10 protein-coding genes are annotated in these 12,848 nt (G+C 35.5%); 2 read left to right on the top strand and 8 right to left on the bottom strand.

The annotated features are described in order from the left end of the window. Window positions 1–103: 103 nt before the first annotated feature. The 3 genes from H344_RS0102950 to H344_RS0102940 form a co-directional block, all read right to left on the bottom strand. Complete coding sequence (locus H344_RS0102950; RefSeq protein ID WP_026808922.1) at window positions 104–802, bottom strand: 3-keto-disaccharide hydrolase; 699 nt, start codon at window positions 800–802, stop codon at window positions 104–106. A gap of 102 nt (window positions 803–904) precedes the next feature. After that, window positions 905–1,522 (bottom strand): low molecular weight phosphatase family protein, encoded by a 618-nt coding sequence (locus H344_RS0102945; protein WP_026808921.1) that lies wholly within the window; start codon window positions 1,520–1,522, stop codon window positions 905–907. 16 nt (window positions 1,523–1,538) lie between these two features. Next, window positions 1,539–2,012, bottom strand: coding sequence for a DUF6428 family protein (locus H344_RS0102940; RefSeq protein WP_026808920.1), 474 nt, complete (start codon window positions 2,010–2,012; stop codon window positions 1,539–1,541). A gap of 301 nt (window positions 2,013–2,313) precedes the next feature. Between H344_RS0102940 and H344_RS0102935 the strand changes: the two genes are divergently transcribed. Beyond that, window positions 2,314–4,614 (top strand): type IA DNA topoisomerase, encoded by a 2,301-nt coding sequence (locus tag H344_RS0102935; protein WP_026808919.1) that lies wholly within the window; start codon window positions 2,314–2,316, stop codon window positions 4,612–4,614. A 101-nt stretch (window positions 4,615–4,715) separates the two neighbouring features. On the opposite strand, the gene H344_RS0102930 is transcribed toward H344_RS0102935, so the two are convergent. The 3 genes from H344_RS0102930 to H344_RS0102920 form a co-directional block, all read right to left on the bottom strand. After that, a complete protein-coding gene (locus tag H344_RS0102930; RefSeq protein WP_026808918.1) occupies window positions 4,716–5,144 on the bottom strand; it encodes an FKBP-type peptidyl-prolyl cis-trans isomerase in 429 nt (142 codons plus the stop codon). A gap of 215 nt (window positions 5,145–5,359) precedes the next feature. Continuing rightward, a complete protein-coding gene (locus H344_RS0102925; RefSeq protein ID WP_034256072.1) occupies window positions 5,360–6,640 on the bottom strand; it encodes a serine hydrolase domain-containing protein in 1,281 nt (426 codons plus the stop codon). A gap of 444 nt (window positions 6,641–7,084) precedes the next feature. Next, window positions 7,085–7,537, bottom strand: coding sequence for a cold-shock protein (locus H344_RS0102920; RefSeq protein ID WP_026808916.1), 453 nt, complete (start codon window positions 7,535–7,537; stop codon window positions 7,085–7,087). 432 nt (window positions 7,538–7,969) lie between these two features. Between H344_RS0102920 and H344_RS0102915 the strand changes: the two genes are divergently transcribed. Beyond that, window positions 7,970–10,873: a TonB-dependent receptor gene (locus H344_RS0102915; protein WP_026808915.1), complete on the top strand. Its 2,904-nt coding sequence runs from the start codon at window positions 7,970–7,972 to the stop codon at window positions 10,871–10,873. A gap of 102 nt (window positions 10,874–10,975) precedes the next feature. On the opposite strand, the gene H344_RS0102910 is transcribed toward H344_RS0102915, so the two are convergent. Continuing rightward, window positions 10,976–11,404: an FKBP-type peptidyl-prolyl cis-trans isomerase gene (locus H344_RS0102910; protein ID WP_026808914.1), complete on the bottom strand. Its 429-nt coding sequence runs from the start codon at window positions 11,402–11,404 to the stop codon at window positions 10,976–10,978. A 447-nt stretch (window positions 11,405–11,851) separates the two neighbouring features. Then, a complete protein-coding gene (locus tag H344_RS0102905; RefSeq protein ID WP_026808913.1) occupies window positions 11,852–12,778 on the bottom strand; it encodes an EamA family transporter in 927 nt (308 codons plus the stop codon). Window positions 12,779–12,848: the final 70 nt, after the last annotated feature.

Raw genomic sequence — 12,848 nt, 5'->3', positions numbered from 1 at the left:
CGGGCAGGCCCACAAGGCATTAATTGGATAATTTATCTAAAACTTAAAAAGGATCGATTAATAGGTTAATCGATCCTTTTTAAACTTTAAATTTCATTTTCATCTATTGAGGTTCACTATCACTTAATTCCTTTATGGGGGTAAGCATCACTTTTCTAAATTCCACCTCTGCTCCTTCGGCTTGTATTGCAATTTGTCCACTATTGGCCGTAGCATTATAGCCATGGTTTACCAAATCGCCATTTAGCCAAACTTTAATTTCATTATCTAAACATTCAATAGTCATATAATTCCACTCCCCTAAAGGATTTTCAGATCCATCGGTTAGTTTTTTTATTCTACGTAGTTTTCCCTCGGTAATGCCCCAATCTGCTTTAGGTCCTCTTTTCTCTTCCATATTATCTACAGTGATATCTTCAACAATGCACCAAAAATCTCCCGCATTCTCATGCATCATTTGTACTTCTATAGATTTTGGAAACATATCATAAAGTGATCTTGGGGTTGAAGCAAACACTAATACTCCACAGTTACCTGGCTTCCCAGGAAAACGGTATTCCACTTTTAACCTAAAGTTAGAATAGTTGTCATCCGTTATTAAATGTCCTTGAGGCTCACCTAAGCTTACCAATTGATTATTGCGAACAATAAAAGGATTTCTTGCATTTGGATTATTGTCCATTTGTGGCACATCTACATGCCAACCCGTAAGATCCTTTCCATTAAAAAGAGAGATAGATTCTTGAGCGCTGCATACCGATGCTGCAATAACAAAAGTAAAACCAAGCAGTAAACTTTTCATAAATAAGGTCTAAATAAAATGATATACGTTATAAATATAGCATTTGATTTATTCGAATCAAAGCAAATAGAAATTACTTGGTTTTAACAGAAACAATATTTACTACGCTCTTTTAAGTTGTGAAAACACATAGCATAATTCTGTAGTAATTTGAGTACTACGCTCATGATACTTTGTTTCCTGTAATGGTGTGTCATCAAATAGTTTAGGATCATCATAAGTTAGCGGAATCCGATTTTCCGCTCCAGAAATAATAGGACACGCTTCATTGGCTTCGGAACAAGTCATTATCGCTGTAAATTTAGAATTCGGATTAAAATTATGATTATAGGCTTTAGAGAATCCTATTACTGGTGGCTGATTAGGTGCAAATTTTATAGCATATATTGGGTTCTCATCACCCCCTAGTTTCGTAAACTCAAAACCCGCATCTTCAAGGGTTTTAACAACCATTGGGTAAATTGAAGTAGCAACGGTACCCCCAGAATAACAATATAGATTATTAATGTTGTAGTGATATGCCATTGCTTGCCCCCAAATTTGTGCTAGATGACTTCTCCTAGAATTATGAGTACATATAAAATTTAGATTAATCATTTCCCCATTACTAATACAGGATTGCAAATGATTAATTAAAGGTTGGAGCAATAACTTCCTTTCCTCTAAGATGGAGTCTGGGTTTAAGCTTTCTACAAATCCCGTTATCTTGTGGAATAACATGTTGAATTATATTTAATTAACAGCAGCCTGAACCTGGAGCACAAGAAGATTGCTGATTTGTTGCTAACTCTTTTAACTGCACCTTAGGTTTGCTCTCTGGGACACCGCAATTATCCTTTGCTAAACAATCTGTCTGCTTATTAGTTAGCAAGAAATGAGTACCATTAAATTCCAACCCATATTTCCCTATGGTTTTCCCTTGGTATTCTACTTCTATTTCTTGATTTTTTAGGTTTAAAGTTTTTTCAGAAAGTTCAATAATATGAATCAATTTTTCTGGATGAATTCGGTGATCGTAATCATCGGCTTCCCAAAGTTGAAAATTAATAACCTCTTCTATTCTAACTTTTCCACCACAATCTATAAAATGTTTATGAACCTTACCCACTTCAGTAACATGAAAATGACTTGGTACAAATTGTCCGTTAGGTAGTTGGAAAGCGATAGTTTCCAAGGTTTTTAAATGTGCTTTTATTTCTTCTAATTTCATCTTTATATATTTTTCAGTTTTATAACTTTCCCTTGATAGATATAACTCTATTGCAATATTACGATTAAAGGAAAAGCCATAAGTTATTTCTTCTGTTAAATTTTTCAAATAAAAACTCTGCTTATAGCCCATATAGAATTTAAAGCATGCTAAACCTTTTTGATTTATTAGCCTATGGAATGTTAGTGGTTGATTTATTTTTATCTAAAATATGTGGGTCAATTCTAGTTGTTACAAGATGAAGTACTAGAGGTTAGGTTAAAATTGAGTACTTTGCACGACTTAAAAAAATCAATTAAAAGTGAAGGTCTGTATTGCAGAAAAGCCAAGTGTTGCTAGAGAAATTGCCCAAGTTTTAGGTGCCAATACCAAACATGATGGTTATTTTGAAGGAAATGGCTATGCCGTTACCTATACATTCGGGCATCTTTGTACCTTATATGAACCCAATGATTATAAGCCACATTGGAAGAGTTGGGATCTCAACAACTTACCTATGCTGCCAGAAAAGTTTAAAACTAAGGTAGTAGAGAACGAGGGTATTCAAAAACAGTTCAAAATTGTAAAAGGGCTGTTTGATAAAGCCGAATTGGTTATCAATTGCGGGGATGCTGGTCAGGAAGGAGAACTGATTCAACGATGGGTTCTAAACCAGGCTAACTATAAGGGAGAAGTAAAGCGACTATGGATATCCTCTCTAACTACAGAAGCAATAAAGGAAGGGTTTACAAAATTAAAACCCTCCGAAGATTATGACCATCTTTACTACGCCGGTTTTTCACGTGCTATTGGAGATTGGTTATTAGGTATTAATGCTACACGACTTTACACTGTAAAGCACGGGGGATATAAGCAAATGCTGTCTATTGGTAGAGTGCAGACACCTACCCTTGCCATGGTAGTAAACCGATTTAAAGAAATTGAGAATTTTAAGCCCCAGCCGTATTGGGAATTGCAAACTTTATATCGCGAAACGGTATTCAGTTATGAAGAAGGACGCTTCTTAAAGATGGAAGAAGGTGAGGCAGTGGCAGCCATGGTAAAAGAGCATGAGTTTGAGATTGTTTCCATCACCAAAAAGAAGGGAAAGGAATATGCACCTAAATTATTCGACCTAACGGGATTACAAGTACACTGCAATAATAAGTTTGGATTATCGGCAGATGAAACATTAAAAATAGTTCAGAAATTATACGAGCAAAAAGCAGTTACCTATCCTAGGGTAGACACCACCTTTTTACCCACAGATATGTATCCAAAAATTGGGGGAATCCTTAGAAACTTAAGCCAGTATTCAGATTTATGCACTCCCCTACTAGACAAGAAAATAAAAAAGTCTACCAAGGTATTTAATGATAAAAAGGTTACGGATCACCATGCTATTATTCCTACTGGAGTAGAAATCAATATGAATCCTGCTCAGAAGCAGGTTTATGATAGTATTGTGAGACGGTTTATAGCAGTTTTCTATGAAGATTGCGAAGTTTCTAATACTACTGTTATTGGGAAAGTAACCACCATTAACTTTAAAACCACAGGAAAAGAAATCCTAAAAAAAGGATGGCGAGTTGTTTTCGAGACATCAGATTCTAAGGGAAAAAAGGAAACCGGAATATTACCAACCTTTGTTAAAGGTGAAAAAGGTCCGCACGAACCCTCCTTTTTGGAGAAACAAACCAAACCTCCCAAACAGTTTACAGAGGCTACCTTATTGAGGGCTATGGAAACTGCCGGAAAACAAGTAGATGATGACGAAATGCGGGAGTTAATGAAAGAGAATGGTATAGGTAGACCGTCTACACGTGCTAATATTATAGAAACCCTCTTTAGGCGTAAATATATAAAAAGAAACAAAAAGCAAGTACTCCCCACTCCCACGGGAATTCAATTAATTGATACCATTCAAAACGAACTTTTAAAGTCGGCCGAACTTACAGGTATGTGGGAAAAGCAACTTAAAGATATAGAGAAAGGCGAGTTTACTGCAGGAACTTTCATAAAAAATATGAAGCGAATGGTAGACCAATTAGTATACGAAGTTAGAAGCGAAACCAAACGCGCTAACATTTCCCATACAACTACCGTACAAAAGTTAGAAAATAAAAAGACGGTCAAGAAGAAAAAAAGTGTTGAAAATTCAAGCTGTCCCAAATGTAAGGAGGGCAAGCTTTTAAAAGGGAAGTCGGCTTTTGGGTGCAGCGACTATAAAAAGGGTTGTGATTTTTTGTTGCCGTTCAATTTCCATGGGAAAACTATTTCCGAAAACCAATTTATTAGGTTGCTTAAGAAAGGGTGCACTGTAAACCTAAAAGGTTTTAAACCCAATGATGGCGATGAGGTAGAGGGCTTGGTAAGGTTTGACGAACAGTTTAAATTAATATTAGAACCTAAAATTAAAAAGGAGACCACACCGGTTAATGACACTCCTATATGCCCTAAATGTAATAAAGGAGAAATCGTAAAGGGAAAGTCTGCCTACGGCTGTAGCGACTTCCGTAATGGATGTGATTTTAGATTTTCTTTTGATGACATTAAGGTTAAAGCAAATGGTAAACCTCTTACCAAAGCGTTAGTCTTAGAAATTTTAAAAGGAACGCAATAAATTAATCTTCTGTAATCTAGTCTTCATATAGTATTAGGCTATAAAAAGAAAGACCTTCAATATAAACTAAAGGTCTTTCTTTATTACTTTTAAAATCTAACTTATAATATCTCAACTACTTCTAAATCGAACGTCAAATCTTGACCCGCTAGAATATGATTAGCATCTAATACCACGCTATGTTCCTTAACATCTGTAATTCGTAGATGATGCTCTGTGCCATCTTCATTTTTAGCAGTTAATCCCATCCCTATTTCCGGTTTAATATCTGGAGGAAGTTGGTTCAATTCTACTTCGTGAAATAATTCGTTTATTATATCACCATAAGCTTCTTCTTTCGGGACACTAATAGTTTTCTTTTCCTTTACTTCCATATTCAACAACCCTTTTTCGAACCCTGGAATCAACATCCCTTTGCCCAATGTAATTTCTAATGGGCCTCTTTCCAAAGAGCTATCGAAAACTTGACCATTTTTTAATTTTCCGGTATAGTGAACTTTCACCGTGTCATCTGCTTTTACTCTAGTCATAAAACTTAAATCTCTTAATTTTAAACAGTTGATTTATTTTGCAAAACTATGAGATATTGTTTCCCTAAAAGAATATTATGTGGGAAATCCATTGTAATTTACATAATCTTAACAATTAGTATTCTACTTTTTGTCAATATATTAAGAGGTTTATTTTCATGACTAATAACTACAATTTCAAGATTAAAAAGCCATAAAAAAAAGCTTTTACCTTACTACTCTATAATTGCTTGGTACACAAGATTTCGCAATTTAGCATGATCATCTACTCCGTTAGTAGGTATAAGTTGTTTAAAATACACAACAACTAATTCCTCTACAGGATCTACCCAATAAGTAGAGCCATAAGCACCTCCCCATTCATACGTTCCTACAGAACCTGGCACCCCACGTTGACCTACGTCTTTGGTGACAGAAAAACCAAGACCAAATCCGGAACCACTCCTTCCAGAGTAGGTAATATCCCTAGACACTACGTGATCTGAAATCATCAACTCTACTGTTTTTGGTGATAAAATTTGATTCCCATTATATGCTCCACCATTTAGCATCATCTGTAAAAAGGTAGCATAATCTAAAGAGGTAGAGAGTAATCCGGCTCCTCCAGAAAAACTTTTCCGTGGCCCTTTAACGTAATGCCCCTGCCCCACTCCCAATCCAGGGTTTGGAGCCCTTTCCAAATCTTTTCCACTATAAGCCATATAAGAAGTAGCTAATCTGTCCGATTTATTTTTGGGCAAATAGAAATAGGTATCCTTCATTTCCAAAGGTTCTAAAATCCGTTCTTTTATAAATTGATCTAAAGACTGTCCAGAAACTTTTTCTACGATTACGCCTAAGATATCGGTATTATACCCATAAACAAATCGCTCTCCAGGTTGTGCATCCATGGGTAGTTTAGCCATTCTAGCAATAGTTTCTGCAATAGGTTCATTCCTATCAGCAAAATACCAATTCTGAATGCCTGCGGCTTTCCATTCATCTTTTGCTGGGCCATGGCCATACCCAATTCCTGCGGTATGTGTCAATAAATCTCTGATAGTGATTTTTCTTTGGGCTGGTACTACTTCATATCCTCCATCCTCTTTCTTTTGTGCTACCGTAGTCTCGTTCCATTCTGGTAAATAATTACCAATAGGATCGGCAATTAATAGTTTACCCTCTTCCTGAAGTATCATTATAGCCACACTAACAATAGCCTTGGTCTGAGAGGCAATTCTAAAAATAGCATCTGTAGTCATTTCCTTGTTTAATTCCATATCGCTTTTTCCAAAAGCTTGGTGATAAACAATCTTGCCTTTTCTCGCAATTAAGGTTACGTTTCCGGCCATTTTACCGTCTTTCACATATTGCTCCATCACCTTAGAAAGTCGATCTAATCTCTGGGTAGACATACCTACCTCCTCTGGGGCAGTTGATTCTAATTTTTGTGCATGCCCAACTGTTATTAAAAACAGCAAAAGCAGTACTAGCTTTAATCTTAAAACCTTACTCATAATGTTCAATTTTTTAATATGAAAATGACCTCTTTAATAAACGGGATAAAAGATAAAATTTATTTTGGAGAGAATTGACTATAGAGAACTAAAAAACTAGAGTTCTTAAACCATTACCAATAAGTTTTGGTGGTTTAAACTAATTATTGAGATATTACTAGAAGAAAATGTAGGGTATTAAGGTTTGTTAAAACAACAAAATAGCTATTAAACCAAAAATAGATGTGATTTCTAGGTAGAAAAAAAATTAAGCCCCTATAACTTTATGAAAAGGGCTTTGTGTAACTACGTGGACTCTTAGCCCTTTCGTTAATATTTGGCTTAGGATAGTTACTAGATATTTTGGGTAATCCAAGAAGGATTTTCGGAATAACATATTATTTATATAAAAATATAGTTCCTATGCTATTCCGAATATTCTTTTATGAAGTAAAAACTTGAAGATTAAATTTTCTTTACTCTTACTGCGTTCATCCCTTTCATTCCTTTTTCAAGTTCAAAAGAGACCTTATCATTTTCCGTTATTTCGTCAATTAAGCCGCTAACGTGAGTAAAATATTTTTCGTTATTTTCAGAATCGATGATAAATCCAAATCCTTTAGAATGATCAAAAAAGGAAACTTTTCCATTTCTTACCGGATCAAATTCCTCTACATCACCCTCTTCTTTCTTAGGGATACCTATTTCTATCGTAGAAGCATCTATTTCTACCTTCTCGGATGGATCTGGTGGAGTGTCGGTTAAATTACCATCGTGGTCAACGTAGGCAAACTGAATTCCTGGGTTTTCTTTTGCCTCAGCTTTTCGGGCTAATTTCTTCTTTTGCTTTTCTTCTCTCTTCTTTAAACGCTTTTTTTCTTTTTCGCTTTTATTATACGTCTGTTGCGATTTTGCCATTCCTAAATTTAGTTATTATTAAAATATTCCATGAGGGGGAGATGTTCTAAAACCAAACATTGTATTTTTACAAGAATAGTCTTTCAAAAAACGTAGATTTAAGAGCTTCTACTACCCATGGTACTTTAACAAAGATACGCTATGTAATTCAATTTATGAAGCGCTATAAAAGTATTTTTATTTTCTCCAAAAAATAAATCAAATAGTATTACTTCTTTCCTTTCTTATTTCGGTAAACAAGTAACTTACTAAAGCAAAACAATCACAGAAGTACTAGCATTATTTAAGTGATAAGTGGGCAATAAATACCGCTAACTATTTCATAATAAATAGGTTTATGTTTATAAGTGATTATAGTTTTTCCTCTTATTTAATAAATGATAGGTTAAAAATTCTTAACTTTTAAAACAATAACCAATAAACAACCCAATTATGAAAAAGAATTATTTAACATTAATTGTTTTATTATTAGGAGCAATTGCACTTACCAATGCCCAGATTACTGGAACAGTTGCTGACGAAGAGGGGGCGCCATTACCTGGGGCATCAATAGTTGTTGTTGGAACTACTATTGGTACCACCTCAGATTTTGATGGTAATTTTACCTTGGAGGCTAATATTGGAGACATGATAAAGGTTTCTTATATTGGATTTGAAACCCTTCAGCTTAGAGTAGATCAGACAGTGATGAATATTACGCTAAATTCTGGTTTAGCACTATCAGAGGTAATCATTGTAGGGTCTAGAAATCCTAATAGAACGGCTACCGAAAGTACAGTTCCAGTAGACGTAATAGATATGAAGGAGTTAAACAATGTAGCTCCGCAGGTCAACTTAAATCAGATACTGAATTATGTGGCCCCTTCCTTTACCTCCAATACCCAAACCATTTCTGATGGTACAGATCATATAGATCCAGCTTCTCTTAGAGGGTTAGGCCCAGATCAAGTTTTGGTCCTTATTAATGGTAAAAGGAGACATACCTCTTCGCTCATTAACGTAAACGGTACCTTTGGTCGTGGAAGTGTAGGGACGGACCTAAATGCAATTCCTGCTTCGGCAATTCAACGTATAGAAGTATTAAGAGATGGTGCTGCAGCCCAATATGGCTCCGATGCTATTGCAGGGGTAATTAATATAATTCTTAACAAAAATGTTAATGAACTAACTACTACCGTTACCACTGGTGCACATTTCACTAAAGAAGCCAACGATCAAACAGGAGGTGTAGATGGAGAAACAACTAACGTAGCAGCAAGTTATGGTATCCCCTTAGGCGATAATGGTGGATTTATAAACCTATCAGGTGATTTTGACGTGCGAAAAGAGTACAGCAGAATGAAAGAATGGGAAGGTGAAATCTTTAATTTGTACAATACTGTAGAACGAGTGGCAAATGCTGATGGATATGATATATTTAAATTATTGGATGATGATGTAGCCGATGTAATACAATATGCAGACCAGGCTGGAATTAATCGTAATGGCGCAACAACTAAAGAAGAATTAAGAACAATTCTAAGTGCAGACGCTACCGCCGCAGAACTTTCGGCTAGAGGATTACAAAGAAGCGATTTTAATATGAGAGTAGGTCAGTCTTCCCTTAGAGGAGGTCGTTTATTTGCTAATTTCTCTTTGCCTTTAGATGATTTGGGAACAGAACTGTATTCATTTGCAGGTATAAGTGCTAGAACCGGTAATTCAGCAGGATTTTATAGACTACCTAATCAGAGCAGGACCTTTACCCCTGCCTACCTTAACGGGTTTTTGCCAGAAATAAATTCGCACATCAAAGACCAATCTTTCTCATTGGGAATTAAAGGAATGATAGGAGATTGGAATGTAGATTTAAGCAACACCTATGGTAAGAATGCTTTTTTATACACCATAGGAAACACCTTTAATGCCTCTATGCAAAATGCTTCCCCTACCTTGTTCGATGCAGGTGGATTTTCTTTTTCCCAAAACACCTCTAATCTAGATATATCTCAGTTTTTTGATGATGTGATGTCTGGCCTAAACATTGCTTTTGGAGCTGAATATAGAGTTGAAAATTATGATATAATGGCTGGGGAAGAAGCTTCTTATACGCAATATACGACAGAAGGACAAAGGATTACACTAGCTTCCCAACAACCTTCTAAAGATTTCTTTGGTAGCTCTAGACCCGGAGGATCACAAGTATTTCCAGGATTTGCACCACAAAACGAATTGTCTAGAGGGCGAAGCAGTGTCGCTGGATATTTTGATATAGAAGCCGATTTTTCAGAAGCTTTTTTAGCAAGCTTTGCATCCCGTTATGAAAACTATAGCGATTTTGGCTCCACTATCAATTTTAAATTGGCTAGTAGGTTTAAAGCTACTGATAATTTAAACATTCGTGGTGCTTTAAATACCGGATTTAGGGCCCCTTCCCTGCATCAGATTAACTTTAATTCCACTTCTACTATATTTGATAATGAAGGTAATCCACAGGAAGTAGGAACCTTTGCCAACGATAGTAGAGCAGCTAAACTTTTAGGGATACCACAATTAAAGGAAGAGACCTCCCAAAGTATTAGTTTAGGTCTTACTGCCAAATTCCCAGACGCTAGAATTACAGTAACCGTAGATGGTTATTTTGTATCTATAGATGACCGAGTGGTCTACACTGGTCAGTTTGCACCTACTGCTGATGCTGGAACAGGTACCGGAGGGGTTCCCGCCTCCTATTCGGGTGCACAATTAGAGCTATTTAATCTCTTAAGACAAGCCAATGCTACGGCAGCATCTTTCTTTGCCAACGCCATTGATACCGAATCTAAGGGCTTAGACGTTGTCGTGACCCACGATGCAGACTTAGGCGCCAATTGGAAGCTAAAATCTGATCTTGCAGGTACTTTTTCCAAAACCAAACAGGTAGGTGAAATTAATGCTTCTAAAATATTGAGCGATGCCGGATTAGTAGGTACTTATTTCCCAGAAGATAGTAGGGTATACTTGGAAGAAGCAGTTCCTAGAACTAAAATTAATTTATCTAATAGCCTAACCTCTGATAAATTCGTTGTTTTCCTTAGAAATGTATATTTCGGAGAGGTCACAGAAGCTACCACTACAGTTGCTAATCAACAAGTTTTTGGCAGTAAACTAGTAACCGACCTTTCTCTTGGATATAAGGCTACAGAATCGCTTACCATTACCTTAGGTGCCAATAACCTGTTCGATATTTATCCTGATAGAGCTGAAGAACAGTATGGGAATAGAAGTGATGGCCGATTTGATTGGTCTAGAAGAGCACAACAGTTTGGTATTGGAGGGAGATTCCTTTTTGCTAGATTAAGCTTTACCTTAAATTAATTTAGATTCATCTATAACAAATAAGAAGGCCACTAATTTAGTGGCCTTCTTCCTTGAATATACTTTATCCAAAAGATAAAACGCAATTAAACGTTTTATAGTTTAACCTATACTAACAACTTCTAGTTCAAAAGTAAGATCATGACCTGCTAATGGGTGATTAGCATCTAGGATAATATGATCATCATGAACTTCAGCTACTCTTAATTGATTTTCTACACCATCTGGGCTAGTGGCAACTAAGCCCATACCAACCTCTGGCTTCATATCTCCTGGTAATTCCTCCTTTTTAACAGGATGGAACATATCTTTTCTTACCTCACCATAAGCCTCTTCTTTAGGAATGACAACGGTTTTCTTCTCATTGGCTTCCATATCGATTAGGCCTTTCTCAAAACCTGGAATAAGACTTCCCTGACCCAAGGTAACACGTATAGGTTCGCGCTCTAATGAACTATCAAAAACTGTCCCGTCGCTCAACTTACCTGTGTAATGAACGTTTACCGTATCATTCTCTTTTACTTTACTCATAAATAAAAATTGTAATTATAATTCAATTAATTATAGTGCAAACTTATAGGTTCTAAAATGCCTTGGGCAAAACTTAAGGGTAAAAGTTCCAAGATTTTAGAAAACTATAATAATTTAAGGGAATAATTAAGGGATAGTTGAAATATCATCAAAATTGACACATAATTCACACCTCTTTTTTTGGGGAATTTTGTAAATATTGTGGTTTTTTGAATTTTTTTTTAAAATTAAAGGAATAATTTAACTACACGAATACTACCTATTAGATTGAAAATCAACCTGGTTTATTTGAAAAATCAAAAAGTATTTAACTCTAAAAATATATAAGCTTTCAAACTTTATATCGGAAATCTCCCAGTACTTTTATATCAACTAAATTTAGAATAGCCCTTGGCTTATGTAAAATTTAAATCAATATTTTTATGGAATCGGCCTAAGGCAAATGATTTATGATTTTTTTGAGGAAAACCTACTAAACAACACTAATTTCTTCTTAGTATTTATAAAATAAACACCTGTTAATAATATCATTGCTGCTATAACCGACTGAGTAGTAATTTGCTCATCTAAATACAACCAACCTAAAATAAGGGCAATTACAGGATTCACATAAGTAGAGGTGGCTACCTTTTCCGGGGAAACCAATTTAAGTAGATAGTTAAAAGCAGTAAAAGCTAATATACTCCCAAACAAAATTAAAAATAGTAAGGAATATTGAACTGCACTATCCCATTGAGTTGGTAGGCTCCATTCTTCACCAATAACAAGGCTACCAATTAATAAAATTATACCAGCTGTAAACATTTGAAAGCCTGTATTCACAAAATAATTAGAGGGTAAATCTGCTTTAGCCACAAATAAACTGGCAAAGGCCCAACTAAGCATACACATAAAAATTATCGCCATTCCCAACAAGGTATTCTCATCACCTATAATTTGGTTTTGACTTACCAATAAAAAGATACCTAGTATTCCTATAGCCACACCTACAAAAGACATGGGCTGAATTTTCTTTCCTTCTAAAACCCGCATCAAAATGAGGATTACCAAAGGTTGGGCTGCTATTTCTAACGCAGCTAATCCGCTATCCACATATTGCAATGCCCAAACTACAAATCCATTTCCTACCGATAAGAATAGGAATCCGGCTATAATACAGTTTTTTAACTGTTGCTTAGTTATGGTCAGGGGAATTCTTAAAAACTTGCATAGAATAAATATTAATATTCCAGCAACAGAAAAACGGATGGAAGCCAACATAAAAGGAGGTAGTTCCTGGACTGCAATTTTATTGAATAAAAAAGTTGAACCCCAGATAACATAAATAGCAAAGAATGCCATTATAATCATTGGGGTGTTCTTGGATTTTGACATTAACGGAACGGAAATGAATTAACAAATAAACAAAGGTAAGAATAAGTAAGTAGAAATCCCTTTATTCCTA

The sequence above is a fragment of the Arenibacter latericius DSM 15913 genome (assembly GCF_000424985.1).
Taxonomy (GTDB): domain Bacteria; phylum Bacteroidota; class Bacteroidia; order Flavobacteriales; family Flavobacteriaceae; genus Arenibacter; species Arenibacter latericius.
The sequence above is the reverse complement of the archived record's forward strand: the minus strand, read 5'-3'. Positions and strand labels throughout refer to the sequence as shown.